The sequence below is a fragment of the Mesorhizobium sp. M1217 genome (assembly GCF_040318275.1).
In the GTDB taxonomy this organism is placed as follows: Bacteria; Pseudomonadota; Alphaproteobacteria; order Rhizobiales; family Rhizobiaceae; genus Mesorhizobium.
In genome coordinates, this window is sequence record NZ_JAMYMA010000005.1 from 111871 (window position 1) to 135116 (window position 23246).

Annotated in this window: 28 protein-coding genes and 1 tRNA gene; 17 read left to right on the forward strand and 12 right to left on the reverse strand. The window is 63.6% G+C overall.

Features of this window, described 5'->3' with window-relative positions; all coding sequences use genetic code 11:
* Positions 1–99: 99 nt before the first annotated feature.
* Entirely contained in the window at positions 100–594 is a 495-nt protein-coding gene (locus NKH37_RS10115; RefSeq protein ID WP_023722544.1) for a hypothetical protein, read from the forward strand.
* A gap of 26 nt (positions 595–620) precedes the next feature.
* Here the strand turns inward: NKH37_RS10115 and NKH37_RS10120 are convergent, their stop codons facing one another.
* Genes NKH37_RS10120 through NKH37_RS10140 form a run of 5 tightly spaced genes read right to left on the reverse strand, consistent with a single transcriptional unit; the run spans position 621 to position 3009 of the window.
* Positions 621–926, reverse strand: a complete 306-nt coding sequence (locus NKH37_RS10120; protein WP_023722545.1) for an urease subunit beta — start codon at positions 924–926, stop codon at positions 621–623.
* Between the two features lie 8 nt (positions 927–934).
* Positions 935–1528 carry a HupE/UreJ family protein gene (locus NKH37_RS10125; RefSeq protein WP_031195187.1) on the reverse strand — a complete coding sequence of 198 codons (594 nt, stop codon included), beginning with the start codon at positions 1526–1528 and terminating at the stop codon, positions 935–937.
* 35 nt (positions 1529–1563) lie between these two features.
* The gene (locus NKH37_RS10130) at positions 1564–1821 is read right to left on the reverse strand and encodes a DUF1272 domain-containing protein (protein ID WP_023722547.1); all 258 of its coding nucleotides are present in this window, start codon (positions 1819–1821) and stop codon (positions 1564–1566) included.
* Positions 1822–1844: 23 nt separating this feature from the next.
* Positions 1845–2147, reverse strand: a complete 303-nt coding sequence (locus NKH37_RS10135) for an urease subunit gamma (protein WP_023677011.1) — start codon at positions 2145–2147, stop codon at positions 1845–1847.
* Positions 2148–2175: 28 nt separating this feature from the next.
* Positions 2176–3009 (reverse strand): urease accessory protein UreD, encoded by an 834-nt coding sequence (locus tag NKH37_RS10140; RefSeq protein ID WP_502895922.1) that lies wholly within the window; start codon positions 3007–3009, stop codon positions 2176–2178.
* 211 nt (positions 3010–3220) lie between these two features.
* Between NKH37_RS10140 and NKH37_RS10145 the strand changes: the two genes are divergently transcribed.
* From NKH37_RS10145 to NKH37_RS10155, 3 genes are all read left to right on the forward strand, one after another.
* Entirely contained in the window at positions 3221–3475 is a 255-nt protein-coding gene (locus NKH37_RS10145; RefSeq protein WP_023677013.1) for an acyl carrier protein, read from the forward strand.
* A gap of 4 nt (positions 3476–3479) precedes the next feature.
* A complete protein-coding gene (locus NKH37_RS10150; RefSeq protein WP_352816691.1) occupies positions 3480–4688 on the forward strand; it encodes a beta-ketoacyl-[acyl-carrier-protein] synthase family protein in 1209 nt (402 codons plus the stop codon).
* A 136-nt stretch (positions 4689–4824) separates the two neighbouring features.
* Positions 4825–5529 (forward strand): glutathione S-transferase family protein, encoded by a 705-nt coding sequence (locus NKH37_RS10155; RefSeq protein ID WP_352548054.1) that lies wholly within the window; start codon positions 4825–4827, stop codon positions 5527–5529.
* Positions 5530–5550: 21 nt separating this feature from the next.
* Here the strand turns inward: NKH37_RS10155 and NKH37_RS10160 are convergent, their stop codons facing one another.
* On the reverse strand, positions 5551–5676 hold the full coding sequence (locus tag NKH37_RS10160; RefSeq protein WP_352481498.1) for a hypothetical protein: 126 nt from the start codon (positions 5674–5676) through the stop codon (positions 5551–5553).
* Here NKH37_RS10160 and NKH37_RS10165 point away from each other — a divergent pair.
* Positions 5663–5950, forward strand: a complete 288-nt coding sequence (locus NKH37_RS10165) for a hypothetical protein (RefSeq protein WP_353040971.1) — start codon at positions 5663–5665, stop codon at positions 5948–5950. The two genes, NKH37_RS10160 and NKH37_RS10165, sit on opposite strands and share 14 nt — an antisense overlap.
* A gap of 43 nt (positions 5951–5993) precedes the next feature.
* Here NKH37_RS10165 and NKH37_RS10170 read toward each other — a convergent pair whose 3' ends face one another.
* Entirely contained in the window at positions 5994–6614 is a 621-nt protein-coding gene (locus NKH37_RS10170; protein WP_352495059.1) for a nucleoside triphosphate hydrolase, read from the reverse strand.
* A gap of 345 nt (positions 6615–6959) precedes the next feature.
* A complete protein-coding gene (locus NKH37_RS10175; RefSeq protein ID WP_353005785.1) occupies positions 6960–8066 on the reverse strand; it encodes a hypothetical protein in 1107 nt (368 codons plus the stop codon).
* Positions 8067–8315: 249 nt separating this feature from the next.
* Here NKH37_RS10175 and NKH37_RS10180 point away from each other — a divergent pair, with 249 nt between their 5' ends.
* Positions 8316–9209 (forward strand): D-alanyl-D-alanine carboxypeptidase family protein, encoded by an 894-nt coding sequence (locus NKH37_RS10180; RefSeq protein ID WP_502895919.1) that lies wholly within the window; start codon positions 8316–8318, stop codon positions 9207–9209.
* A gap of 34 nt (positions 9210–9243) precedes the next feature.
* Here the strand turns inward: NKH37_RS10180 and NKH37_RS10185 are convergent, their stop codons facing one another.
* Positions 9244–10053: an AraC family transcriptional regulator gene (locus NKH37_RS10185; RefSeq protein WP_352495062.1), complete on the reverse strand. Its 810-nt coding sequence runs from the start codon at positions 10051–10053 to the stop codon at positions 9244–9246.
* A 205-nt stretch (positions 10054–10258) separates the two neighbouring features.
* Here NKH37_RS10185 and NKH37_RS10190 point away from each other — a divergent pair, with 205 nt between their 5' ends.
* The 8 genes from NKH37_RS10190 (at position 10259) to NKH37_RS10225 (ending at position 19929) form a co-directional block, all read left to right on the forward strand.
* Positions 10259–11179 (forward strand): zinc-binding dehydrogenase, encoded by a 921-nt coding sequence (locus tag NKH37_RS10190; protein WP_352495063.1) that lies wholly within the window; start codon positions 10259–10261, stop codon positions 11177–11179.
* 153 nt (positions 11180–11332) lie between these two features.
* Positions 11333–11409, forward strand: a tRNA-Arg gene (locus NKH37_RS10195).
* 215 nt (positions 11410–11624) lie between these two features.
* A complete protein-coding gene (locus NKH37_RS10200) occupies positions 11625–12224 on the forward strand; it encodes a very short patch repair endonuclease (protein WP_352495064.1) in 600 nt (199 codons plus the stop codon).
* A gap of 241 nt (positions 12225–12465) precedes the next feature.
* Complete coding sequence (locus tag NKH37_RS10205) at positions 12466–13797, forward strand: DNA cytosine methyltransferase (protein WP_353005784.1); 1332 nt, start codon at positions 12466–12468, stop codon at positions 13795–13797.
* A gap of 39 nt (positions 13798–13836) precedes the next feature.
* The gene (locus NKH37_RS10210; protein WP_352495066.1) at positions 13837–15642 is read left to right on the forward strand and encodes a DUF262 domain-containing protein; all 1806 of its coding nucleotides are present in this window, start codon (positions 13837–13839) and stop codon (positions 15640–15642) included.
* Between the two features lies 1 nt (position 15643).
* Positions 15644–18493: a Z1 domain-containing protein gene (locus tag NKH37_RS10215; RefSeq protein ID WP_353005782.1), complete on the forward strand. Its 2850-nt coding sequence runs from the start codon at positions 15644–15646 to the stop codon at positions 18491–18493.
* Complete coding sequence (locus tag NKH37_RS10220; protein ID WP_353040974.1) at positions 18490–19548, forward strand: PD-(D/E)XK motif protein; 1059 nt, start codon at positions 18490–18492, stop codon at positions 19546–19548. The genes NKH37_RS10215 and NKH37_RS10220 overlap by 4 nt, the downstream gene beginning before the upstream one ends.
* A gap of 147 nt (positions 19549–19695) precedes the next feature.
* Entirely contained in the window at positions 19696–19929 is a 234-nt protein-coding gene (locus tag NKH37_RS10225; protein WP_352495068.1) for a hypothetical protein, read from the forward strand.
* A gap of 100 nt (positions 19930–20029) precedes the next feature.
* Here the strand turns inward: NKH37_RS10225 and NKH37_RS10230 are convergent, their stop codons facing one another.
* Positions 20030–20344: a hypothetical protein gene (locus NKH37_RS10230; RefSeq protein WP_352495069.1), complete on the reverse strand. Its 315-nt coding sequence runs from the start codon at positions 20342–20344 to the stop codon at positions 20030–20032.
* A gap of 72 nt (positions 20345–20416) precedes the next feature.
* Positions 20417–20935 carry a metallophosphoesterase family protein gene (locus tag NKH37_RS10235; RefSeq protein ID WP_352495070.1) on the reverse strand — a complete coding sequence of 173 codons (519 nt, stop codon included), beginning with the start codon at positions 20933–20935 and terminating at the stop codon, positions 20417–20419.
* A 253-nt stretch (positions 20936–21188) separates the two neighbouring features.
* Between NKH37_RS10235 and NKH37_RS10240 the strand changes: the two genes are divergently transcribed.
* Together NKH37_RS10240 and NKH37_RS10245 are read left to right on the forward strand one after the other, a co-directional pair.
* The gene (locus NKH37_RS10240; RefSeq protein WP_352495071.1) at positions 21189–21518 is read left to right on the forward strand and encodes a hypothetical protein; all 330 of its coding nucleotides are present in this window, start codon (positions 21189–21191) and stop codon (positions 21516–21518) included.
* Positions 21519–21603: 85 nt separating this feature from the next.
* The gene (locus NKH37_RS10245; RefSeq protein ID WP_352495072.1) at positions 21604–22152 is read left to right on the forward strand and encodes a DNA-3-methyladenine glycosylase; all 549 of its coding nucleotides are present in this window, start codon (positions 21604–21606) and stop codon (positions 22150–22152) included.
* 32 nt (positions 22153–22184) lie between these two features.
* Here NKH37_RS10245 and NKH37_RS10250 read toward each other — a convergent pair whose 3' ends face one another.
* A complete protein-coding gene (locus tag NKH37_RS10250; protein ID WP_352495073.1) occupies positions 22185–22445 on the reverse strand; it encodes a DUF3606 domain-containing protein in 261 nt (86 codons plus the stop codon).
* Between the two features lie 169 nt (positions 22446–22614).
* Here NKH37_RS10250 and NKH37_RS10255 point away from each other — a divergent pair, with 169 nt between their 5' ends.
* Positions 22615–23115, forward strand: a complete 501-nt coding sequence (locus NKH37_RS10255; protein ID WP_353040976.1) for an EF-hand domain-containing protein — start codon at positions 22615–22617, stop codon at positions 23113–23115.
* Positions 23116–23246: the final 131 nt, after the last annotated feature.

The following is a 23246-nucleotide window of genomic DNA, read 5'->3' on the forward strand; positions in this document are numbered from 1 at the left end:
GTCAGCCCGCCGCATCGCAAAGGGAACCTTCACAGGGGAAGTTACGTTTCGGTCCTGTCGCCCTGACACAAGCCTCGAAAAGGAGCCTGAGAACGAGCGATGGCGATCACCACCTTCTCCGACACCAGATGGCTGCATGGGATTGCTGCGACCGCGTTTCTGGCAGCCAGCATTCCGCACGCCGCGCTGAACGCGCAGAGCCTCGATAGCGCCGAGACCGTCAACCGGATCGTCGGCTCGGAGGTCGGCCAGGAAGAGACCAAGACAAATGCGGAAGCCGGCAAGGTCAGCTCGGCGATCGACCGCACGCGTGAAAACATCGCTGTCGTGCGCAAGACGTCCAAGCTCGACAAGGTCGATATCGTGTTTCTTACCGACGCCGCGCGCACCGAAGGCGGCCCGCCGCCGGCGATCGAAAACAAGGTCAGGCAACATCGGGACGACATTGCCGAGCTGCGCAAGGAGATCGAGGCGAACGCATTGCTGTTCAACGCCATCGACTCGCGGAGAGTGCAAACCGAGGACGTTCTGGCGGTGGAATTCGACGATCCGGGAAAGGTCGTCATCTATGCGGCGGCCAAGCCGCCCGGCTGAGCCGAAACTGCTCGACGCCTTCGATCTCACAGCTTGCCCATGATCTTCTGCTGAAATCCGTAGACCTCGCGCTTGCCGCCGAACGGCACCAGGGTAACGTCACGCTCCTGCCCCGGCTCGAAGCGCATGGCGGTGCCGGCAGCGATGTCGAGGCGCATGCCGCGGGCCTGGTCGCGATCGAATCTCAGCCCTTCATTGGTCTCGAAGAAATGATAATGGCTGCCGACCTGGATCGGCCGATCGCCGCTGTTGGCTACCTTCAAGGTGACGGTCGCCAGACCCTTGTTCAGCTCTATCTCGCCGCTTGCCGTGATGATTTCACCTGGGATCATTGCGGCCCTCACAGGACGCCGAAAGCAAGGCCGGCGCCAATCGTGGCACAGGCGGCCCCGGCGACGCGGGCAAGTCCGCGGAAGCGCCAGCCGAGGTTGAAACCGGCAGTGATGCCGACGGCGTGGAGCAGCGCGGTGGCGGCGGCAAAGCCCGCCATGTAGCCGAGCCCACCCGCATTTTCGGGCACCTCGGTGCCGTGGGCATAGCCGTGGAACAACGCGAACAGGCCGATGACGGCGACGCCGGCCGAGACCGGAAGGTCGACGGCGAGCGCAACCAGCAGCCCGAGCACCACGACGGACGCCAATATGGCCGGCTCGACGAAAGCCATCGGCACATGCAGGATGCCGAGCGCGCCGCCGGCCAGCATGATGCCGACGAAAGCCAGCGGCCATGCCCAGATCGCTTTGTCGCCCTTGAGTGCTGCCCACAGGCCGACGGCAATCATCACCGTCATGTGATCGAGGCCGGAGAGCGGGTGGGTGAAGCCGGCGGTGAAGGACGAAACCGTGCCGTCGCCGACATGGGCATAGGCTGGCCCAGCTGCCGCCAGCAGCAGGACCGCCGACAGCGTTGTGCGTTTCATCGTAGCGGGGATCATCGGCGTACCTTCCATCTTCGAGATCATCATGCCTCTCACGCGGCCTTGCGGGCCGGGCCGCAGCCCTCTGCCTTGAGAATGCGCTGGGTCGAGGCCGGATATTTCTTCAGCATCGCTGCCGGACGGATCGGGCGGGCCGAGAAGTTGCCGCCACAATTCGGACAGGCGCCGCCGAGCACGTTTTGGGCGCAGTCCGCGCAGAAGGTGCATTCGAAGGTGCAGATCACCGCATCTGTCGCATCGGGCGGCAGATCCTTGTCGCAGCATTCGCAGTTGGGACGCAGCTCAAGCATTTTCCTCTCCTCGCCTTTGGTGATTATCTGATCGGTTCGTGCACGGTCACCAGCTTGGTGCCGTCGGGAAACGTCGCCTCGACCTGCACATCGTGGATCATTTCGGCAATGCCTTCCATCACCTGCGCCCGGGTCACGACATGGGCGCCGGCCTCCATCAGCTCGGCGACCGCGCGCCCGTCGCGGGCACCCTCGACGACGAAATCGGTGATCAGCGCGATCGCTTCCGGGTGGTTGAGCTTGACGCCGCGTTCGAGCCGCTTGCGGGCCACGATCGCCGCCATGGCGATCAGCAGCTTGTCTTTCTCCCTCGGCGTCAGATTCATGCTTTTTCCTGCAGTGGCATAATCGAAATCAGAGTGACCATAATTTGGGCAGGCCCGCCCGCCCGTTGAGCAATTCGACAAGCGGCACCAGCCGCTTGCGGAGCTGGTAGCCGTCCTCGGCGAACAGCCTCGCAAGAAGCTTGCCAGATTTCCGCACACTCCAGAAACTGACGCCGCCCTGGCCGCCGACCATGCCCCGGGCCGGCTCGAGCAAAGCCTCTGCCCGCGGCGACACCATCAGCAGCGTCGCCACGGCGATGCCGCCACCGGCCACAGCCGTACGGTTCAAGGTGGCCGCAATGTCGGGCCCGATGCGGAACTCCTCGGCATGGACCAGCGCTCCGTCCTGGCGGACGCGCCAGCGGTCGTGGAAATAGCCTTGCGCTGCCCGTTCGCCCATGGCCAGGCGGCCGAAGACAGTAGCCTCCAGGATCAGCGCCTCGGCTCCGGCGGCAAGCTCCACGTCAAGCGTGCGGGCAAAGACCGAGCGGTCGAAGACGATGGTTTCCTGCGGCAGCCAGGCAATGTGGCCGCCTTCGCCGACGGTCAGTTGCACCCGCACTTCGGCGCGATCGGATGCGGCGCGGTAGATTTTCTCGCAGGCCTGCGTTGTTATGGTTGCGGAGGCGCCGGCACCGACATCGACCTGCCAGGCGAGACGGTCGCCGCCGGTCAGGCCACCGGCAGTGTTGATCAGGACAGCTTCGAGCGGATCGGCCGAGACTGCCGGCATGCGGATCTTGGCCGAGCCGTCCTGGTACAAGCGCCGAAGACGCGTGCGGCCTCCGTTCCAGTCGCAGCCAAGCCGCGCGACGCCGGCAACGCGCTGGGCCGGCGACACTGAGCTCAAGCTATATGCGATCGTATCCACGACACCAACGTTAAGCACTGCGGCGGCTTTGTCGATATATAGCTTGTTGCTTGACAGCGTTTCGGTTTCTATAGAGGGAGCCACCTTGGTACGGTCATCGGCGCCTGGCGGGGGTAAAAGGCGACGATGACGACGTAATCGAGGACAAAAGGGGCGCTGATCAGTTGGCGTCGGGAAACGACAGAGTTGGGGAAGAAACCGAATGGCTGACCAGCTGGCAAACGATATCATCGCCAAGATCAAGGCTCATGCCGAGCCGGGCGGCGAGGAAATCACCACCAGTACCGAACTGACCGCCCTTGGCATCCATTCGCTGGAACTGACGGAAATCATCTTCGATCTCGAGGAAGAGTATGGCATCGAAATCGAGATGAACACGGTCGATGCCTGGAGCAATCTGAAGAATGTCGGCGACATGGTCGAGGCGGTTCGCGCGCTGATCGCGAAAAAAGCCTGACTGAATGCACAAGCGCATCGTCATCACGGGCATCGGCGGGTTATGCGGGCTCGGCACCAATGCACCAGCAATATGGAATGAGATGCGCACCGGCCGTTCGGCAATCGGTGCGATCGTCAATTCCGAGCTGCATGACCTCAAGGTCAGGGTCGGTTGCGAAATCAAAACGCTTCCCGAGCACGGCATCGACCGCAAGCAGGTCGTGTCGATGGACCGCTTCAGCCTTCTGGCGACGATCGCCGCGCGGGAGGCGGCACAGCAGGCGGGATTGAACCCGCACGCGGCCAACACCTATCGGATGGGCACCATCGTCGGCGTCGGCGTCTGCGGCTGGGAGGCAATCGAAGAGAGCTATCGCGCCATCCTGCTCGAAGGCAAGAACCGCGCCGGCATCTTCACCGTGCCGAAAGTAATGCCGGGCGCGGCCGCCGGCCACGTCAGCATGAATCTTGGTCTGCGCGGGCCGGTATTCGGCATCACCTCTGCCTGTTCGTCATCCAACCACGCCATTGCCTCGGCGGTCGACCAGATCAGGCTCGGCCGCGCCGACGTCATGGTCGCCGGCGGCACCGATGCGCCGCTGGTCTGGGGCATCCTCAAGGGCTGGGAGGCCCTGCGGGTCTTGTCGCCGGACACCTGCCGGCCGTTTTCGGCCGATCGCCAAGGCCTTGTGCTCGGCGAGGGTGCGGGAATGGTGGTGCTGGAAACCTATGAGCATGCCATGGCGCGCGGCGCCGCCATCCTTGCCGAAATCGCCGGGGTCGGCCTTTCCGCCGACGCCTCCGACATCGTTGCGCCGACCATCGAAGGGCCGGAGGCGGCGATGCGCTTCTGCCTCGTCGATGCGGGGCTCAATCCGGAGGACGTCGACTATCTCAACGCGCATGGCACCGGCACCAAGGCCAACGACCAGATCGAGACGGCGGCGATCAAGCGTGTCTTCGGCGGCCATGCCTACAAGCTTTCTATCTCCTCGACCAAATCGATGCACGCCCACTGTCTCGGCGCGTCCGGCGCGCTGGAAATGATCGCCTGCGTGATGGCGATCCGCGACGGCATCGTGCCGCCGACCGCCAACTATCGGGAAGCCGACGCCGACTGCGATCTCGACATCACGCCGAACGTGGCGCGTGAGCGCGCGGTGCGCACCGCGATCAGCAACAGCTTCGCCTTCGGCGGCACCAATGCGGTGCTGGCGGTCAAAGCCGTCTGAACCGCACCCCTTGCCGGGTTTCGTCGGGGCCGGTGAAACTTTCCATGCGCATATTGATCGCGCCAGGCGTCGCGCCTAACTCTCTGCGACCCGCCGTGACCGCGCCGTTCGGGGCGCCCCCCGACCAGGAGTTTCGATGACCGATCTGTCCGCGTTTCCGATTGCCACGCGCTGGCCGGCAAACCATCCCGACCGCATCCAGCTTTATTCGTTTCCGACGCCGAACGGGGTGAAGATATCGATCGCGCTGGAGGAACTTGGCCTGCAGTACGAGCCGCATGCTGTCGACATCGGCAAGAACGAAAGTTGGACACCGGAATTCCTGTCTTTGAACCCGAACGGCAAGATACCGGCGATGATCGATCCGGACGGCCCGGGCGGCAAACCGATCGGCCTGTTCGAATCCGGCGCCATCCTGCTCTACCTCAGCGACAAGACCGGCAAGCTGGTCCCGGCAGACGCAACGCTGCGTTACGAGACGATCCAGTGGGTGTTCTTCCAGATGGCTTCGATCGGGCCGATGTTCGGCCAAGTCGGTTTCTTCCACAAATTCGCCGGGCGCGAAATCGCCGACAAGCGCCCCCTGGAACGTTATCGCGACGAGTCGCGACGGCTGATCGGCGTCCTCGAAACGAGGCTCAAGGGCCGCAGCTGGATCATGGGCGACGATTACACCATCGCCGACATTTCGATGCTTGGATGGGTGCGCAATCTGATCGGCTTTTATGAGGCACGGGAACTCGTCGGTTTCGACGATTTCCCCAGCGTCGGCGCATGGCTGGAGCGCGGCCTTGCCCGGCCGGCGGTGCAGAGGGGCCTCACCATTCCGGCCAGAGCCTGATCGAAAGCCAGACTGGCCCGGCTATTTTGCCTTGGTCCGGGGTTTCGAGCCCTTGCCGACTACGGAAGCGGCAAGCGAGGCCGCACCTTTGGCGGTCGCAAGCACGGCACCGGCGGCGACGTTGGCCGTCGTTTTGACGGTGCGCATTGCGCTGCCTGCGATCGATCCTCTGCTGCTTGCCGGCTTTTTGGGCTTGGGTGCAGCGGCTTTGGCCGCGGCAGGCACCACCTTCTTCGGCGCCGCCTTGCCAAAGCTGGGCTTTGCCGCGTCCTTGGAGCGGGCCGCCACTGCCGGGCCGGCGCTGGTTTTCGCTCGCGTTGCTTTTGATCGTGTTGCCCTGCCCTTGGCGGGCGCAGGCTTTCTTGCCATGGTTTCCATCGAACTGTTCCCTCATACGGCACGATTGCCGTGTCCGGGATAACGGCCTGAAAGTGTTAAGGTTCCGGCCGAACAGTCCTTACAGATCAGGCCTGTTCACCAACCACCAGGTCGGCGGGCCGCCGACGGGCAAGCACGCGATCGATGTTCGGCATGTCGTTGGAAGCAATCCAGGCGCGCGCGTCCTCGTCGGACCGGCCGTGCTCGTGCCATCGCTCCAGCAGTCGGCGCTCGAGGTCGGCGCGCGGCACATCGACAAAGATCGAGAAGTCGAACAGCGGCGCCAGCCGCGTCCATGGCTCTTCGTCGAGCAGCAGATAATTGCCTTCGACCAGGATGAATTTGGTGTCGGCGGCGATGATCGCAGCGGCGGCGCGCGACAGCTCCATGCTGCGGTCGAAGACCGGGATCGCGATATCCGGCTCGCCGGCGCGGATGCGCTTGAGCAGCGTTTCGAAGCCGGCAAAATCAAAGGTTTCCGGGGCACCTTTTCGTTGGCGAAGGCCGCGTCGCTCGAGCACGACATCATCGTAATGGAAGCCATCCATCGGCACGACTTCTGCCGTGCCTTCCGGCAGCAGGTCGTGCAAGCCTGCCGACAATGTCGATTTGCCGGCGCCGGGCGGACCGGCAATGGCAACGATGAAGCGCGGTGCCTTGCCGGCGCGCTTGAAGATGGCAGCAGCAATATGGGCGATCTCGGACATTGGAGCCTTTCTGGCTGAGTGTTTTCGATCTTGGCGACAATTCGCGGGAATTTCAAACCCGAGATTAGTTTCCTCGCTCAGGGATTTTGACCGTCCGTCGGCAAATCGCAAAGCTTTGAGATTGCCCGAAACGATCGTCCCTTTCGTCATCCTGGGGCGGAGCAAGGAGCGAAGCGACGCAGCGCAGACCCCGGGATCCATGCCGTGACATCAGGGCGCCTCAGCGGCGCAGAATTCTGTTCCGCCGCATTCCTCGACGACGGTCGCGGCATGGATCCCAGGGTCTCCGCGACGTCGCTTCGCTCCTGCTCCGCCCTGGGATGACGAAGGTGGGGAGGCGAGTTCTCAAGCTGGGGCCGACCTGCCGATCCGCAGGAAGTCGCTGTCGAAGCCAATGTCGCGCACGGCGCCGTCGGCGGCCAGGATGCGCATGCGGCCCGGTAAGCTCGCGACGTCGCGCGGCGGCTCGCCGGACGGCCACGGCAGTGCGCCGATGACATGGCGGAACGAAAAGCTGCGCCCTTCAGAAAGCGCAAAGGCGGTCGCCACGCCTTCGCGCTTCAGCCAGTTGTCGCCGAGCGATGCGGCGTGGCCGACAGCGGTGCGGCCATCCTCGATGCCGAGCACGCCGCGATGGCGGCCGCTCCATGGCGCATAATCGCGCCCGCCATTGCTGACCCACAGCATGGTCACCGGCAGTTCAGCCGGGTTCTTCAGCACCAGCACGAGATCTGCTTCCGCCTGGCGCGCCAGCGCGGTCCAGCCCGGCCCGCCATGATCGGCCTCGACCAGCGTGACAAAGTCCTCACGCTGCTGGTCCATGCGATAGGCGGTCAGGTCGATCATGCCGCCGTCGGCGGCGGGAAAGCGCGTCAGGTCGGCGGTCCGTGCCGGGTAGGCGAGCAAAGAGCGGCCGCGAGCCGGATCGGGTTCCGGCGCCTCGTTCGGCGTTGCGGCAAAGCGCTTCGCCGAGAAAGCCAGCCTGCCGCCGGCCGTCATTACCGTCATCGGGTGGTGGGCGACGGGAATGGCGCCGACGCCGCCGGAAAAGACGTGCTCCTGATAGAGAACGGGATGATCGTCGCGCAAGGTCAGGATCTTGTCGACGGTTGCGCCCATGACCGGGCGCTGCAGACGGAAGACGGCGCGCCAGCCATCGGCCGTCGCGGCGCTGTCGACGACGTCCCAGCGACTATTGGCCGGCCAGCCATGCAAAGGTGCCGCTTCGACGTCGCTGGTCGAGAACGGCGCGCAGAGGAAATCGCCGGACAGGTGGACCGTCCCTTCAGGCAGATCTTTCGGCAGCGTCTCGCGCGGCTCTTCGACCCAGGGTGCGCGATGCAGCGGCTTCAGCCGACGGCCGTCGATCTCGATCGCCATGTCGGCGAGATGGCCGACGGCAAGATCAACCGATACCGAAATCCCCTTTGCCGTAATCGTGACCGTATCCATGTGCGCACCTACCGATTCTGCCAGCCCGATTCTGGCGGCCCGATTCTGCCGGCGCCAGCAAAGCCCACTCGCCGCCCCTTGCGCAAGCGCGGCGGCCGGCAATTCGCATCGGACGGCTTGGCACAGCCGCCACGTCTGCCTGTGGACAGGGCACCATTCCAGGGCGCGACGATATTAACCAAATGGACTGTGCCTTTGCGTTAAGATAGCTTCGCCTCGTCTCAGAAACAGCCTGCCTTCGGAACTGACTTGTCCGCCTTCCGGTTCTTTTCGCTCATCCACAACTACGTCGCCATGCTGGCGCTGCTGCTGCTTGCTGCCGGCTGTACGACGGTGACGCCGCCCGACAGCGTGCTGGCGGTGCCGGCGCCGCCGCAGAAATATGCCGCGATGGTCATCGATGCCGGCACCGGCAAGACGCTGTTCGAGGTCAATTCGACGGCGCCGCGTTATCCGGCGTCGCTGACCAAGATGATGACGCTGTACCTTCTGTTCGAGGCGCTGGACCAGGGCCGTATCAGCAAGGAGACGCAAATTCCGGTGTCGGACAACGCCGCCCGGCAGCCGCCGACCAAGCTGCGGTTCAGGCGCGGCGAGACCATCGACGTCGATTCGGCGATCCGCGCCATCGTCGTCAAATCGGCCAATGACGTGGCGGTCGCCGTTGCCGAATATCTCGGCGGCAGCGAAGAGGCGTTCGCCGGCATGATGACCGCCAAGGCGCGCCAGATCGGCATGAGCAGCACGGTATTCCGCAACGCCTCGGGCCTGCCGGACGGCGACCAGCACACGAGCGCGCGCGACATGGCGGTGCTCGGCATGGCGCTGCACGCCCGCTTCCCGCAGCATTTCCACTATTTCTCCGAAAGCGACTTCATGTTCCGCGGCAGGCTGGTGCGCGGCCACAACGACATGCTCGGCCGGGTGCGCGGCGTCGACGGCATCAAGACCGGCTACATCCGCGCTTCCGGCTTCAACATCGTCACCTCCTATAATGCGGACGGGCACCGGCTGATCATCGTGGTGATGGGCGCCGACAGCGCGCGCCAGCGCAACGACCATGTCGAGGCGCTGATCCAGCGCAGCCTGTCGACGGGGACGGCGAATGCGACGACGCGGCTGTTGTACGCCGAGCAGCAGTGAGGGGTGACGTCCGGCGGGCGGCGAATCAGGGCGCTCATCGGGCGACAAACGCAGAACCGCCGTTTTGCGCGACACTGCTGAGATACTTTGCCGGCGGCTTGCCAAGCGCTTTCTTGAACATGGTGATGAAGGCGGTGACCGATTCGTAACCGAGATCGGCCGAAACCTGCTGCACGCTGGCGCCGGAGGCCAGCTCGCTCAATGCGACGATCAAATGCATTTGCTGGCGCCAGCGCCCGAAGGTCAGCCCTGTCTCCTTTACCACGAGACGTGCGAGACTGCTCTCGCTGAGCGCGACGCGATTGGCCCATTCCGCCAGGGTGCTGCGGTCGGCAGCATCTTGCGCCAACGCCGCCGCGATACGCCTCAAGCGCGGCTCGGACGAGATCGGCAAATGCAGCTGCTGGACAGGCATGCGCGGCAGTTCGGCGAGCAGTACCCTGGTCAGGAGCTCGCTCCTGGCGTCATCGTCCTCACCGCGATCCGCCAGCTCGATGATGAGCTCGCGCAGCAACGGCGAGATCGAAAGCGTGCAGCACCGGTCCGGCAGCTCGGCAGCTCCCGGCTCGATATAAACGAAGAAAATCCGGGCATTGGCGGTCGCGACATTGCTGTGCTCCATGTTGCCCGGAATCCACACCGCGCAATGGGGCGGCACCATCCACAGGCCGCTGGGGACGCGGCATGTGACGCCGCCGCCGAGCGCGAAGACGAGTTGGCCTTTGCGGTGGTGGTGGTCCGGCACCTCTGCCCTGGTTTCGGTAACGTCAACGCGCACGGCGATTGCCGAGGCGAGGACATCATCCGGATCGAAAGGCCAGGGGTAGCGGAGAGGCTGTCTCATATTGACTGATTTTAGCGATCAACTGCCAAGGTATCTAAATTACTCAAACAGGAAAGTCGATAGTTTAGGGCCTTGAGTAACTCAGAAGACGACAGGGCGGGCTTCCAGATAGTCATACCCTGCTTGCGTTCTGAACGTCGGACCAACAAGCCCGGCGCACGAAAACAGACTGGCGTCCCCCATGCAGCAAGAAAGGACGATACCAATGCTCGCCTTGGTCACATCTTCCGACAGAGCCACCGGGCTGAAACTCGCCGAGCTTGGCGAGCCCGAGCCCGCCCCGGACGAGGCGCTGGTCTCGGTCCGGGCAGTCTCGCTGAACCGCGGCGAACTGCGCCTGCTCAAGATCCGTCCGAACGGCTGGGTGCCTGGCCAGGACGTCGCCGGAATTGTCGAGCGCGCCGCGGCCGATGGCTCCGGGCCGCCCATCGGCACCCGGGTTGCGGCGCTGGTCGACGAGGCCGGGTGGGCCGAGCGTGTCGCCGTTCCAACCGACCACCTCGCCGTGCTGCCGGACGGCGTCAGCTTCGCCGCCGCCGCCACCGTTCCGGTCGCGGGCACGACCGCGCTGCGAACCCTGCGCCTCGGCGGCGACCTGGCCGGCCAGCGGGTCCTGATTACCGGCGCAAGCGGCGCGGTCGGCCGTTTCCAGATCCAGATCGCCCGCCAGCAGGGCGCGTCGGTGGTGGCGGTCGCCGCCACCCGGCATGCCGACGATCTCCGCGGCCTCGGAGCCGAGCGCGTCGTCGAAAGGATCGAGTTGGCCGACGGACTCTTCTCGCTGATTACCGAGTCGGTCGGCGGCGACAGCCTCGCCCACGCCATCGAACGCGTCGCGCCCGGCGGAACCGTCGTCATGTTCGGCTCGAGCAGCGGCGAACTCACGCCCATCGGGTTCCGCCAGTTCGTGCCGGGTCACGAAGGCGCGCGGCTGCAGACCTTCGCCTACTACACTTCCGGTCCGGAGGTTGGCGCCGACATCGGCTCGCTGCTCGCGCTGATCGCAGCCGGCCGGCTCGAAACGCGCGTGGTCCTGACCGTCCCGTGGCGGGACGTCGGCCGGGCTCTGGACGCGCTGCGGCAGCGAAGCATCAGCGGCAAGGCAGTGCTCACCATGACGGAATGAGCAGGCGCGGCCGCCGGACGGGACACCGTCTGGGCTGCTGCGCAATCTGAGCCCGTCCGCGATTGCCCGTTGAAGCCGGCGCCTGCTTCAGCTAAGAAGCCGTGGCTGGCCGGTTTACCGGCTGGTTCGTTTTTGGGATCACCGATCCTGAAGGCACCCGTAGCTCAGCTGGATAGAGCGCTGCCCTCCGAAGGCAGAGGTCACAGGTTCGAATCCTGTCGGGTGCGCCAGTTCTGCCCATTCCACCACGCCAACACCGAAAAAAATACCGCCAATCGCCGCCGGAACTACGCCCGTGGGAAGAGCGGGAATAGCCAGAAGGCGACAAAGCCTAGTAACGGCGGTGATCGACGGTGAAAAAGTCCGAATCGCTTACGGTCGAATGGCGTATTTGGACCCAAGGCAGAACTCGCATGTTCGTCGTTGGACGACCGTTGTGCGCCTCATGTCGGCCATAGAGTTCAGCTTTGCCGCTGCCCGAAAGCAGACATCGCGGGCGGCGACATCGGAGGTCGCGGTTGCGCCAACCCAGATTGTATGGGAAGCCCGTATCGATGAGTACAGCGTCGTTGAGCAGGGTGGTATCAATGGCTTCTCGTATGTCCGAATCGTAAGGGTAGCCATTCGTCGCATGAACGTGCTGTTTCCCGATGTTCCCGTGATCGTAAGGCGACGCATGGCGCGCATTCGGGGCAAGGCCACGCGCCCAGAGTTGCTTGTCCGCCAGACTGTGCGAGCGCTGGGCATCGGCTATCGGCTTAACCGTCGAGACTTGCCAGGATCACCGGATCTCGTTTTCAAGGGGCGCAAGAAGGTCATCTTCGTGCACGGGTGCTTCTGGCATCAGCATGGATGCAAGCTTACGGGCAAGGCGCCTCAGAAGCGCGCCGAGTACTGGGCCCCCAAGCTCAAGCGGAACGTAAAGAGGGATCAGGAGGCGCAACAGCGCCTAGAAGAACTCGGCTACCGTGCCCTCACGATTTGGGAATGCGAGGTCAGCAGCCCAAGTCTGCCAGAACGGATAGCGAAATTCCTCAAGACCTGAATTCTTCGTGCATTTTGATGAATTTTGGTGCATCCTGGTGTGGGGAGGCTGATATGGCAGGGCTGACGCAACAGAAGCGATTTACAGTTTCGGTAGATCGAGCCGACTACGAAGCTCTTCAAGAGCTCGGCCGGTCTGTGAGCCCGCCGGTCAATCTGCAGTACCTCGTCCGACTCGCAGTTCGGAATCTGCTCGAACAGCACGCATCCAAGCAACTCACCTTTCCTCTGGAGAGGCGGTAATGAGGTTCATCGACCTCTTCGCCGGCCTGGGCGGATTCCACCAAGCGCTCGAGAGGCTCGGACATGAGTGCGTGTTCGCGTCCGAGCTCAATCATGACCTGGCGAACCTTTACGAGCGGAATTTTGGGATCAAACCCCATGGGGATATTCGTGAGGCGTACGAGTTAGTCCCGGCGCACGAAATCCTGTGTGCGGGCTTTCCCTGCCAGCCTTTCTCCAAGGCCGGAGACCAACTCGGTTTTGACTGTCCGCAATGGGGCGACTTGTTCGACTACATGATCAAGATCCTTCAGCGGCATGAGCCTCGGTTCCTGATTATTGAGAACGTGCCTAATATCATGCGTCACAACGGCGGGAAAACGTGGCAGCGCGTCCGCCAACGCCTCCGCGACGTTGGCTATGACATCGACTCCTCCTTAATGTCACCGCACATGTTCGGCGTGCCGCAGTTGCGCGAGCGCGCGATCATCGTCGGCGCGCGCGATAGCCTCGGCAGCTTCGAGTGGCCCACGGCGACGCATTCGGCCGAGGAGGTCGACATTCGATCAATCCTAGATGACCGGCCAGACGACGCGAAGTCTCTTCCGCCGGCGTTCGTCGCCTACCTTCAGGAGTGGCAGCGGCTGCTGGATGCGCTGCCTGCGGACGCGGAGTTGCCGTCATTCCCGATCTGGGCAATGGAGTTTGGCGCTACCTACCCGGCTCGGACAGGGACCCCTATCGGCCACGGGCTCTCGGAGATCCGCTCCTTCAGCGGCGCATTCGGGAAACCGCTGCGCGACATGACCGACGCTGAGGTCTTAGAGGCGATCCCGCCGTACGCGCGTGACGTGAACCCGACCTTCCCAGAATGGAAGATTCAATTCATCGAGCAGAACCGCCGCTTCTATCAGCGGCATAAGGCGGTGATCGATCCGTGGCTCCCGTCTATCCGATCCTTCGCGCCAAGCTTCCAGAAGCTTGAGTGGAACTGGAAGGGGGGCCCGCGCGACCTCAACCAGTGCATCATCCAGTTCAGGGCGTCAGGCATTAGGGCGAAGCGCCCGACGGCCGCGCCATCGTTGGTGGCATTGACGACCAGCCAGGTCCCTGTCATTCCATGGGAGCGGCGTTACATGACGATGCGCGAGTGCGCCCGGCTGCAAAGCATGGACAAGCTTGCGCATTTGCCTGAGACGCAGACTGCGGCCTTCAAGGCGCTCGGAAATGCGGTCAATGTGGATGTGATCGCGGCGGTCGCAAGCGCGCTGCTCAGCGATAGGGAGCAGAAGGTTGGCAGCCTAAGGCTGCCGCTCGGCCGCCCGCCGACCCCGCTAGAGGCTGCCGCCTGATCGCAGGGACAAAGACCAGGCTTGGAGGGGAACGAGGCGTTGGAAGATCTAGACTTTGACCAGGTTGCGACGCTTCTGTCTGAGCTGTCGCTGCCGAGCGCGATGCCCAAGCTGACCGGCGGCCGGAAGGGTTCGAACGCCTTCGATGCCAATGAGATCGATTTCGCGTCCAGCGCTTGGCTCGCGCGCATCGTCGAGGTCGCGACCTGGCTGAACCTTGACGCCACCTTTGAGCAGGAGGATTCTCCTAAGTCCGTCGCAATCAAGCTGTTCGATGAGCTCTCGCTGGGAAAGGCCGAGGCCAGCTTCCAAATGGAGGACGGGCACGTCCTGCTGACCGAGATGGGCGCGCAAACGCTTGGGGAGCGGCTAAGTCGAGCGGTTAGCAACCGCGCCAACTTTCTCCAGATGCTTGACGAGGAGTTGTCGGTTGCCGCCGCCACCGAGGCTTGGATCGATGCTTGGAACGAGGCGCCTCCGACCGAGCCGCTGTCGATCAACGCCAAGGTCGACAAGTGGCGCATCAACGAGCTTGCCGGCATCGCTGAGCTTGGGGAGCTTGACCTCAACCCGAGCTATCAGCGCGACTTTGTGTGGTCGAACGCGGACTCGCAGATGCTGATCGAGTCGATTCTGCGCGGCATCCCGCTACCCTCGATTATTCTCGCGCGCGTCTCGAATAGCTCCAGCTTCCAGATCGTCGACGGGAAGCAGCGCCTGACTGCCATACTGCGATTCATGGGGAAGCATCCAGAGGGCATGGAGAATGCCAAGCGGATGAAGGAGCCCCAACTCTTCTCGACGAACTTCGGACTGTTCGCGCGTCGCAACAATCTGCGCGCGACCGAGGTCCGCGAGAATTACTTCCCCTTCAAGACTAAGAAATATCCGGCGGACGATCCGCTCGCGCCGCTGGGTGGCAATTATTACTGCGACATAAGGGATCAAAAAGTCAGGATCGCCGGCGAGTCCGTCTCGGTCGGCAATCTGTTTGAGCGAGCGGCGGGAGACTACTTCATCCCGGTGCTGATTTACCGAGACACCCTCGTCCGCGACATCCATAAGGTGTTCCGCCTCTACAATCAGCAGGGCATGAAGCTGAACGCGGAGGAGATCCGCAACGCGGTTTTTAATCACCTGATGATCTCGCGGCTCATGCTCTTCGTCAGCGGCGACCGGCCAGAGCCCGAGATCGCGCCTGAGCTTATCGAGGCCGGCATCGATCCCACGACGGCCCATGAGAACATCAAGGCTCTTGGCTTTGGCATCACGCGCTTTCGTCGGACCAAGGTCCTGCTCTGGACAGTGGCGACGCTGATCCTCAAGCCTGCCCAGGGACCGGATAGTGCATACCGGACGCCGTCGACCGCGAGCCACATCGATGAGTTCCTGCGCTCGATTGATGACAAGCGCTTGGCGCAGTTCCGGTCCAAGGGAACCCTTGAGAACCTTGCCAATGACCTGATCGCCGCGCTGGAGTTGCATCAGCTCTCGTCCGACGCCTGGCATCCGAAATTCCGCCGGAAGGGCAAGAGCGAGATGGCGTCTCGTTGGGAGGAACTGCCCGTCGTTGCCAGCCTGCTTGCCTGCCTGATCCTCGTTATCACCCGCCAAGAGCCCAAGCTCGAGCAGGGAATCGACGAGGTTCGCGATCTTACCTCGAAGATGGTCGGGCCGCAGAGCACGCAGAACAAAACGCAGTGGGCGCATATCGCCAACGCATCGACGAGCATCCTCGAGACGCTCGGCGTCAGCATGGCCGACGCAGACGCGACAGTGAGGGATCGCTACGGCGACAGCGCGATCGATGCACTGCTCGAGATCCGCAAGATTCCGATGATCTGAGATGGCGGTAGGTGATCCCAGTCTCGGCCCGGCTGCGATCGTCCCGGTCGGCGCGACCAGCGACGCGCCCGATCCAAGGGGCGGCTCGGCCATCGGCGGAGAGGCGTGGTGGTCGCGCTATCGCGCGAGCGTCGAGGGCCACCTGTCGCCGACGGCGCTCTCGGTGCTTGAGGCAGATGTGCGCTACATCATCGGGAAGGCGCTTCCTCGTGCGAAGGACAGGCTCGATAAAGCGGCATGGCCAGAATCTCGGGTGCGCACCGGCATGGTTGTTGGCTCGGTCCAGTCGGGTAAGACGGCGAGCATGCTCGGCGTTGCTGCGATGGCGCTCGACGCGGGGGTCGACCTCCTGATCCTCCTTGCCGGCACGCGCGTCAGCCTCTGGCTCCAGACGTACGAGCGGCTGCTTGCTCAACTGGACGGGTCGACTGCCGACAGTGCCTATCGCCGGCGTGCCGAGCGGCTGATCCTGCCCCAGCCTGCCGACATTCTTCACAAACAGCGGGCGGACCCGGCGCGCTACCTACAGCGGCCGCTCGCGCGACAGGCCTTGAGGGCTGGGCGGCCAATCATCTGCGTCATCCCAAAGGAGGACGACCACCTGCTCACGCTCCGGCGCTTCCTCGCTGACATGATTAGCGACGATTACCTGGATGCCTGCGGCCACCCCTACTCCATCCTCCTCCTCGACGACGAGGCGGATGATGCGAGCGTCCTAGACAGCGATCGATCGCAGAAGATCACGCCTAGGCTGATCACTGCCTTGTGGAGTGGCGACACCGACGAGGCGACGACGCGGCACGTCAACATGCTGGCGACATACGTCGCCTATACTGCGACGCCGCAGGCGAACTTCCTCCAGGCAACGCACAACCCGCTGAGCCCCAGGGACTTCAACGCAGCGCTGCGCACGCCAGGCGCGACCGGCGCGGTGGTGCCGCGATCGCTCACATATGTCGAGCCTGCGGGGGTCCGCTCATATTATTGCGGTGGCGAAATCTTTTATGAGTGGCTGCGCAAGGCCGGTGACGGCGCCCTCTGCCACACGGCGTTGTTCCCTGATCTCACGTTCGGCGAGACCGAGACCGAGCTTGCCGGAAGGCGCGACGCCCTGCGCTGGACGATGTTGTCCGATGCCTTGCGCTGCTATCTCGTAGGCGCCGCGGTCCGCAGCCTTGCGCCTGGGTGGGAGCACGCCTTCAATCATGCGCGGGCCTTCACCTCCGCTGAGGAGGCACTGATCGCGGCGCGAGGACCGCATACCATGCTGATCCACCCTTCGGCGCGGAAGGAGGACCATTTCAGCACCGCTGTCGACGTCGTTCGCTGGGCTATGGCGATGCCGGGCCGCGAGGCCGAGGTCGAACTCCACGAGGGGGCTGAGGAGCGGCTGGAGGTCTCGGCAGATGGTCTTGAGCGCCGGCTGTCGCATGAGGAGGCGGAGTGGTCGGCCTGGCTCAGCCGGTTTGAGGCGTCGCGGATCGCGCTCGCCACCCTACCGCAGGTGCCCTATGCGTCGATCTCCGCGGCGGAGTGGCCAAAGGTGCGGACGGCGCTGATCGAGCGAGTCTTCCCGAACGTGCGCCTGCGCGTGCTCAACAGCGACCCAGCATCGGATGATCGGCCACGCTTCGAGATCGCCGAGGACGAGGCAGGCTTCCATGTTCCGGCCGACAGCCTGTCGATCTTCATTGCCGGCAACGTGCTATCGCGCGGGCTAACGCTAGAAGGCCTGACCACGAGCCTGTTCCTGCGCGGCGCGGCGGAGCCAGCGGCGGATACCCAGATGCAGATGCAGCGCTGGTTTGGCTATCGCGGCGGCTTCCTGCCGTTCTGCCGGGTCTTCACCTACGAGGATCAACTGCAGTTGTTCCGACGCTATCACATCAACGACAATGCGCTAAAGACGGAGGTCATGTCGTCGATGGACGCCGGTGAAGATACGAACGGCCCGGCGCTGGTACTGCAGGGCGCGGCGTTCGTGGCGACGAGCAAGGTCGAGGCGCGCAAGGTGCCGCTCTCCCCGGGGCCGCGTCCGTCGATCCGGCTGGTCGAGGCCGAAGATGGCGACCTTGCCCGGCACAATATCGATATTGCGGTCGACCTGCTCGGCGATGGCCAGTGGGTGCCGCTTAGGGATGACAATGGCCTTGAGCGCGGGGTCATCCGAACGGAACCGGTCAGCCTACGGATGCTGGCCGGAACGCTCGACAAGCTGCGCTACTCGCACCACGACCCTGACCCCGGCAATGAACTGAGCCAGCGTTGGGAGCATTATGCGCGGCTTCTGGGCATAGACGATCCGCTGTTCACGCCGCCGATGCACAACTCTCAGGACTATGGCGCTGAGCCGCAGTCGTGTCCCTACTCGATCGCGGCCTACCTCAGGCTCTGGTCGTGTCTCACGGGAGACCACTCGGCACCGGGCTTCTATCCGACCGACCGGCCTGAGGTGCCCTGGAATTACGCAGATACGCTGCGCACAAGCACGCCAGAGTTCTACCTTGCCTTCCGGCACGGTCAGAGCAATGCGCGAGACTCGCGGCTTGCGGCGAAAGGCATCAAGGCGGTGACCCGCGATCGCGTGGCCAATGGTCGAGCGCTGCAGACGCTATGGGGTACGCGCGGCTATGGTGGCAGCTACTTCGGGGATGAACTCATCGATTACTACTTCCATAAAACCGCGCCGGTGCCGAGTATTCAGGGCGGCGCCAGTTGGCGGCCGCGCGGGCACCCAGGACTCGCGCTTCTTCACGTCGTGAGCGCACCCGAACTTCCAACGGACCTGCTCGCCATCGGCTTGGGGCTCCCGCATGGCGGCCCCGACCATATCGCGGCGCTGCGCGCATGAGCGACCTCCATTTCGAGGCTCTGCGCGCCGACCTAGAAGAACTCGGCGTTCCAGCTGGCCAAGCCCGCCGAATGCGTTGGGTGGCGACGTCCCTCGCGGTTGGGCGCACGGCGTCGGGCGATTATGAGGTCTTCATCCGTGGGCCCGAGTTGCACGCCGCATCGTCGTTGGTACGTCGGCATGTTCAGCATAGCCAATGGCGCCCCGAGGAGGGAGGAGAGCCCTTCCCTGCGAGCCGGATCGTGCTGCCTGCGGCGCCGCACTTCGGGTCGATCGCAGTGCTAATCGCGATCGAGCTTTTGCGCGCCGGCGTCGCCGGACCGCAAGGCCCGCAGTCGGCATTCACCGACGTCGAGCCGATCATTGAGATGGCGATCCGGCGCGGCGCACTGTCAGAGAGTGTGATCATCGGCCTGGTCGGCGAGTTGGCCGTCTTGCGTCAACTGGTTCTCGCGCGCGGCGATCGTCCGGCGCTAATGATGCGCACGCTCGATTGCTGGCAGGGCTGGCAGCATGGTGGCCGCGACTTCCGGATCGGCGAGCACTCAATTGAGGTGAAGACGACGCAGGCGAGCGCTTCGATCCACGAGTTCAGCGGCCTGCATCAACTTGAGCCGAGGCTACTTCCCTCTGGGTCGATGGAACAGTTGCATCTGATGAGCATTGGCTTGGCCGCCTCAAGCGCGATGGGTGAGACGCTACCATCGATGGTGAGCAGCATCGTAACATTGTTGACGAAAGGGACGGCTGGTCCCGACGTCGCGGACGAGTTCCTGCATCGCGTCTCGCTCTATGGCGGCCAGCCAGGAGGCGGCTACGTGCACGCGACGATGCAGGAATGGAGCGTCTACGGCACGCGATATGCCCACACGTTCCTGCCGCGCCTCTATCGCGTGGATGATCCGGCCATGCGCCTGCTCGGCCGCGATATGCTGGCGGAGACGTTCGTCCAGGCGCAGGGCCTCTCGTTTACTATGCATATCCCCGAGCACGTTTCGGCCTTCAATCCGGCGCCAAGTTGGGAGGCCGAACTAGAGTCGATGGATCTTTCCTGATCAGGATCCCAATTGCCCACCTGAGCGTCTCCGACTGGTGGCGGGACGGACTCCGCCCGCACATGGCACCCTTCCACTCAGCCTTGCCTGGAACCCAATCGGCTTAGAACGATTTGTTTGTGGGTAGATCTTAAAGGGAGAAACCCATTGCCCGCACCACCCGAAATGGATGTCGTCCTCGAAAAGCTGCCTTTGAGGATCGGCGCCTATATCCCCGACGACTTGCTGGAGGACTGGTTTGCGCCGGGGACGGGCATGAATCCGGTCAGCAAGGAGGCGCTTGCCGCCGCGAAGAATTACGGTTGGCGCTTCGAATGCGAGTTCAAGCACTACCCCGACCGCAAGGAGGGCGTGTTCTGGAAGTGGGTGCCGGCGATCTGACCGGCCCTGGAGCGGTTCATCGTTTCACGGAAACGCAGAGAACCGGTCTATGACGCAATTCCGGACGGAAAACCGTTTCACACCTTTTTCCTGGACTTGCTCAGCCTCCGCCGATCGGCGTCGTCACCTTGCCGGTTCCGCCGCATTCGGGGCAGGTGCGGCCGTCGATCATGCCTGACCCCGCACAGCGGCGGCAAATATTCTCGCCAGCGCCGGGAATGCCTGCGGGAACTCCGTCCGCGTTGGTTTGGCCGGCTTGCCCGGGGTTGCCCAGCAGCTTGTTTCTCAGCCGGGCGACCCAGCCTTCGTCGACCTCGAGCGGTTTGCTGCTGTCGTCCGGCAGGCCTTCGCCGGATTGGCCGATGGTTTCATTGCACGGCCGGTCGTTCGCGCCTGTCGTGATCTTCTGAGCCATTGCATTTGCCTTTACGCCTTGCAATTTCGAACGCCTCAGCCCCGCGGAGGTTCCGGTAGCGGCCAGCCGCCTTCAGCCGGGTTTTGTCCGAGCCGCCCTTCGGCCGCGGCTGGCAAGGATGGTGGTTAGCGTGACCGGACGAAAATCCCAGCTGTCGACGCCGACGTCATACTGACGCGTGACCGGGGTGAGCCTGCCGTGCGAATGGCCATGCAGGTCGATCGATTTCCTGCCGATCTGGTTCCAGGTGCGAAAAGGGTAGTGGCAAAGGATCAGCAGACTGCCGTCCAACGTCAGCTCCTTGTAGTGTTGCGTGCTCGCCCAACCCGTGGCGTCGATGGTGGCCGCAGCATCGTTGTTGCCGATGACCAGATGCTTGCTGCCATGAAGAGACGACAGAAGCGACGACACGAATGCGGCCGATCCCCTGGCAAAATCGCCGAGGTGCCAGATCTCGTCGTCCGGCCGGACAGTTTCGTTCCACAACGCAATGAGCGCCCGATCATGCTCCGCCAGCGAGCCGAACGGGCGGCGATCGATGCGCAAAATGCGCGGGTCGCTGAAATGCGTGTCGGCGGTGAAGTAGATCATGCGCGCTCGCTGGGGCCCGTTGTCGAACTGCCGCGCATGTAGGCGCGTGGCGCACCAAGTCCATCTTGCTCTCCCCAATGCTTGCTCAACCCGCTCGATCGTCGGTTGTTCCTGTAAACAGGCCTAGGCGGCTTCCGCTTGTTGGAACTTTAAGAAGGGGGAACTTTAAGAAGGGGAACTTTGAAACGGGGGAACTTTGAAATGAGACGCAGGTTAGAATGCTTGAGGCCGATGCTCTGAAAGGACCTCGACGATGACCGACGCAGCACCTCTTGGGCGAAGCCCGGCTCAAGCGCGGGGCGATATCGACGCCGGGCGCGAAGGGGATAAGACACCGGGGATCGACCCAGCCGCGGCTCCCATGGAAACGGACGCGGAATCAGCCGGCAGCGTTCCGGCAAAGGATCGGTCTGCGCCTCATGAAAAGCCGGAGTTCACCAACCAGGCGAGCTATGCCAATGCGATGCGTCCGCTGAAGGATGAGCCCGACGTCCAGCCGCGCCGATATGGGCCGGTGCTGGTGATTGCCGCCATCGTCGTGCTGGCCGCTGCGGTTTTCATCGGCGCAGCGATGCTGCTCTGAATACAACGCAGTGGCTGGACATTTTGCTTCCGGTCCGGGACCTTGTTGCCGCGCAACGTTCAGGCGCGATCGAGTCTGCTGCACATTGACCACCAACCATCAATTCTTTGCCCGAGACGCTACCATCGTCGCGCGCGACATGATTGGCGCCACGCTGCTCTTGCATGGCGTTGGCGGCATCATCGTCGAGACCGAGGCCTATCGCCCGGATGACCCGGCTTCGCATGCTTTCGGTGGCAGGACGGTGCGCAACGGCGCAATGTTCGGCGCCCCCGGCAGCGCCTATGTCTATCGCTCCTATGGCCTGCATTGGTGCCTCAATGCCGTCTGCCTGCCCGGCAGTGCCGTGCTCATCCGCGCAATCGAGCCGCAATCCGGGCTGGACGTGATGCGGGCCAATCGCGGCCTTGACGATCCCCGGCTGCTTTGTTCGGGACCGGGTCGCCTTTGCCAGGCGCTGGCAATCGACAAATCCCATGACGGGCTGCCGCTGGACGCGCCGCCATTCGAATTCAGGCTGCCCGGCGACGCCAGCGCCATTCTTACAGGCCGCCGGATCGGCATTTCCAAGGCTGTCGATGCGGCGTGGCGGTTCGGCCTTCGCGGTTCGGATTATTTGAGCCGCAAGTTCTGACGCCGCGGCAGCGGCAGAGTAGCTGCCACGCATCACTCCTTGTCGAGATGCATGGGCGTTGTCTGTTGGCGGGCTTCCCTGGTCACCTCGTCGGCTCCGGCAGGTGAAATCCCTCGCAACGCCTTCGCGGCTTCGATCAGGCGCCCGCGATCATTGCCGAAGCTCTTGATCAGCTGGCGAACCTGGTCGGCGGTGATGCCGTTCTGTTGGGCAAAATACTCGACTTCACGTTCATCTTCCGCGGAAACGCGATCGCGGTCGCGGAAATCTCGCTTGCTCTTGTCGTCAGCCATTTTTTCCTCCTGGTGAAGCTTCGCATCACTGGCAACGTGGGCAAGCGGCTTTCGTTGCCGCGACCAGGCGGACTTTTGCGCCGTCGTGCCGACTGACCAGGAACCATGAGGCGAGCAGCCGGTTTGGCTTGGATGCAGCGGCCCACAATTCATACCGATGGAGATTACGATGACGCTCGCAAGCAAAACCACTGTAGTTGCCGCGGCGCTGGCCATGTTGGCCGCGCCGGCATTCGGCCAGACGAGCCCGCCCGCGGCGCCGGCGCCGGATCGTGGCGCCGAACAGTCGCCCGCAGTGAACGGGCAGGACGCCATGCGCGATATGATGCGCCAGATGATGACCGAAATGCTGGAGGAGAGAATGCAAGAAGATCGCGCGCCCCGGGCAGAACGGCGAGGTCACTGGCATCGCGGCTACAGGATGGGCCCGCCCCACCGAGATTGGGAGACGGGAGGGCGCGGTGGCATGGCACGCGGGATGCATGGCGCGAGGATGCGAATGATGTTCGCCATAGTAGATGCGGACGGCGATGGCGCGCTTTCTCAGAGCGAAGTCCAGGATTTCGTCGGGCGGATATTCAACGCCGTCGATGAGGACGGTGACGGTAGCGTCGACATGCAGGAAATCCGGTCCTTCTTCCACGGAGCAGGCGCCGAGGATCAGGAGTAAGTCTCCTACGGGTCGGCAGGAGGCCTGTCTGGAGCAGCGCGAGCTACGTCGGCCGGGGAGGATGAAAAGTCGCTGGCAACGGGATACCAGGCTGCCAGCCGGGGAGATGCGTTCCTTGGCTGGCCTTGCCG

What these genes read in the sequence shown, in the direction of transcription:
- NKH37_RS10115 (WP_023722544.1), top strand. Translation starts at nt 100, where the DNA reads ATGGCGATCACCACCTTCTCCGACACCAGATGGCTGCATGGGATTGCT.
- NKH37_RS10120 (WP_023722545.1), bottom strand. Translation starts at nt 926, where the DNA reads ATGATCCCAGGTGAAATCATCACGGCAAGCGGCGAGATAGAGCTGAAC.
- NKH37_RS10125 (WP_031195187.1), bottom strand. Translation starts at nt 1,528, where the DNA reads ATGATCCCCGCTACGATGAAACGCACAACGCTGTCGGCGGTCCTGCTG.
- NKH37_RS10130 (WP_023722547.1), bottom strand. Translation starts at nt 1,821, where the DNA reads ATGCTTGAGCTGCGTCCCAACTGCGAATGCTGCGACAAGGATCTGCCG.
- NKH37_RS10135 (WP_023677011.1), bottom strand. Translation starts at nt 2,147, where the DNA reads ATGAATCTGACGCCGAGGGAGAAAGACAAGCTGCTGATCGCCATGGCG.
- NKH37_RS10145 (WP_023677013.1), top strand. Translation starts at nt 3,221, where the DNA reads ATGGCTGACCAGCTGGCAAACGATATCATCGCCAAGATCAAGGCTCAT.
- NKH37_RS10150 (WP_352816691.1), top strand. Translation starts at nt 3,480, where the DNA reads ATGCACAAGCGCATCGTCATCACGGGCATCGGCGGGTTATGCGGGCTC.
- NKH37_RS10155 (WP_352548054.1), top strand. Translation starts at nt 4,825, where the DNA reads ATGACCGATCTGTCCGCGTTTCCGATTGCCACGCGCTGGCCGGCAAAC.
- NKH37_RS10160 (WP_352481498.1), bottom strand. Translation starts at nt 5,676, where the DNA reads ATGCGCACCGTCAAAACGACGGCCAACGTCGCCGCCGGTGCCGTGCTT.
- NKH37_RS10170 (WP_352495059.1), bottom strand. Translation starts at nt 6,614, where the DNA reads ATGTCCGAGATCGCCCATATTGCTGCTGCCATCTTCAAGCGCGCCGGC.
- NKH37_RS10175 (WP_353005785.1), bottom strand. Translation starts at nt 8,066, where the DNA reads ATGGATACGGTCACGATTACGGCAAAGGGGATTTCGGTATCGGTTGAT.
- NKH37_RS10185 (WP_352495062.1), bottom strand. Translation starts at nt 10,053, where the DNA reads ATGAGACAGCCTCTCCGCTACCCCTGGCCTTTCGATCCGGATGATGTC.
- NKH37_RS10190 (WP_352495063.1), top strand. Translation starts at nt 10,259, where the DNA reads ATGCTCGCCTTGGTCACATCTTCCGACAGAGCCACCGGGCTGAAACTC.
- NKH37_RS10200 (WP_352495064.1), top strand. Translation starts at nt 11,625, where the DNA reads ATGTCGGCCATAGAGTTCAGCTTTGCCGCTGCCCGAAAGCAGACATCG.
- NKH37_RS10205 (WP_353005784.1), top strand. Translation starts at nt 12,466, where the DNA reads ATGAGGTTCATCGACCTCTTCGCCGGCCTGGGCGGATTCCACCAAGCG.
- NKH37_RS10215 (WP_353005782.1), top strand. Translation starts at nt 15,644, where the DNA reads ATGGCGGTAGGTGATCCCAGTCTCGGCCCGGCTGCGATCGTCCCGGTC.
- NKH37_RS10220 (WP_353040974.1), top strand. Translation starts at nt 18,490, where the DNA reads ATGAGCGACCTCCATTTCGAGGCTCTGCGCGCCGACCTAGAAGAACTC.
- NKH37_RS10230 (WP_352495069.1), bottom strand. Translation starts at nt 20,344, where the DNA reads ATGGCTCAGAAGATCACGACAGGCGCGAACGACCGGCCGTGCAATGAA.
- NKH37_RS10235 (WP_352495070.1), bottom strand. Translation starts at nt 20,935, where the DNA reads ATGATCTACTTCACCGCCGACACGCATTTCAGCGACCCGCGCATTTTG.
- NKH37_RS10240 (WP_352495071.1), top strand. Translation starts at nt 21,189, where the DNA reads ATGACCGACGCAGCACCTCTTGGGCGAAGCCCGGCTCAAGCGCGGGGC.
- NKH37_RS10250 (WP_352495073.1), bottom strand. Translation starts at nt 22,445, where the DNA reads ATGGCTGACGACAAGAGCAAGCGAGATTTCCGCGACCGCGATCGCGTT.
- NKH37_RS10255 (WP_353040976.1), top strand. Translation starts at nt 22,615, where the DNA reads ATGACGCTCGCAAGCAAAACCACTGTAGTTGCCGCGGCGCTGGCCATG.